Source organism: Mesorhizobium sp. M7A.F.Ca.CA.002.05.1.1, assembly GCF_003998335.1.
Taxonomy (GTDB): Bacteria; Pseudomonadota; Alphaproteobacteria; order Rhizobiales; family Rhizobiaceae; genus Mesorhizobium.
The window spans coordinates 1-1,127 of record NZ_RZQI01001318.1; the positions used below are offsets into that span (position 1 = coordinate 1).

Below are 1,127 nucleotides of genomic sequence, written 5' to 3' on the forward strand. Positions count from 1 at the left end.
CGACAGGCGTGGCCGACGGTGCCGCCGCCCTGCAGGCGATCGGCCGCCGGGCGCCGGATCTTGTCGTGCTCGACATCGGCATGCCGGAGATGGACGGGCTGGAGGTCTGCCGGCGACTGCGGCACACATCCGATGTGCCGGTGCTGTTCCTGTCCGCGCGCGACGAGGAGATCGATCGCATCCTTGGGCTCGAAATGGGCGGCGACGACTATGTGACGAAACCATTCAGCCCGCGCGAGTTGGTCGCCCGCGTCAACGTCATCCTGCGGCGCGCCCGCCCGGCGGCGGCCGAACCGGTCGACAACAGGCAGTTTTCGCATGGCAAACTGGCTCTGGCGCCGGCCAGTCACGCTGCCAGCTTCGACGGCAAGGCGCTTGCCCTGACGGGGATCGAATTCTCGATCCTGAAGGGATTCCTGGCGCGGCCCGCGCATGTGCTCGACCGCGACGCGGTGATGGCCAGCGCCTATGCCGCAAACATCCATGTCGCCGGCCGCACCGTCGACAGCCATATCCGCAACATCCGCGCCAAGCTGGCAGCAGTGGGTTGCCTGGATGCCATCGAGACCGTGCATGGCGTCGGCTTCCGGCTTGGCCGATGCGGCTGACGACTTCCGGCAAATGGATCGGCCGCAAGTGGCGGCCACGGCTTGCCACGGTCGTCGTCGCCATCCTGATCATGGTGATGGCCCTGCCATTGGTCGGCTTGTTCTTCTTCCGCCTCTACGAGAACCAGCTGATCCGCCAGACCGAAGCGGAGCTGATCGCGCAAGGGGCGGCCATCGCCGCCATCTATGCGCAGGATGTGCGCGACGCCGGCATTGCGGCGGACAAGCTCGGTGCGCCGATGCCGGGGCCAGGCGGGGATTCAAGCCGAAGCGTCAATCCGGGCCCGCTGTACAAGCCGATCGAGCCGCAACTCGATCTCGCCTCCGACTATGTGCTGCCGCCCCGGCCGGCGGCGATCGCTGCCACCGCCGATCCTGCCTTCGCGGCGATCGGTGCGCGCCTGTCCGGTATTCTCGACGCCACGCAGAAAACCACGCTGGCCGGCTTCCGGCTGCTCGATCCCCGGGGCGTCGTCATTGCCGGGCGCGGCGAGGTCGGCCAGTCGCTCAGTGCGGCCG

1 protein-coding gene and 1 pseudogene are annotated in these 1,127 nt (G+C 68.2%); both read left to right on the forward strand.

The features are described from left to right. A partial coding sequence (locus tag EN939_RS35205) for a response regulator transcription factor (RefSeq protein WP_164751560.1) occupies nt 1-608 on the forward strand: 608 nt, incomplete at its 5' end. Then, a pseudogene (locus EN939_RS35210) lies at nt 599-1,127 on the forward strand (two-component sensor histidine kinase); the annotation flags it as partial. The gene EN939_RS35205 and the pseudogene EN939_RS35210, both read left to right, overlap by 10 nt.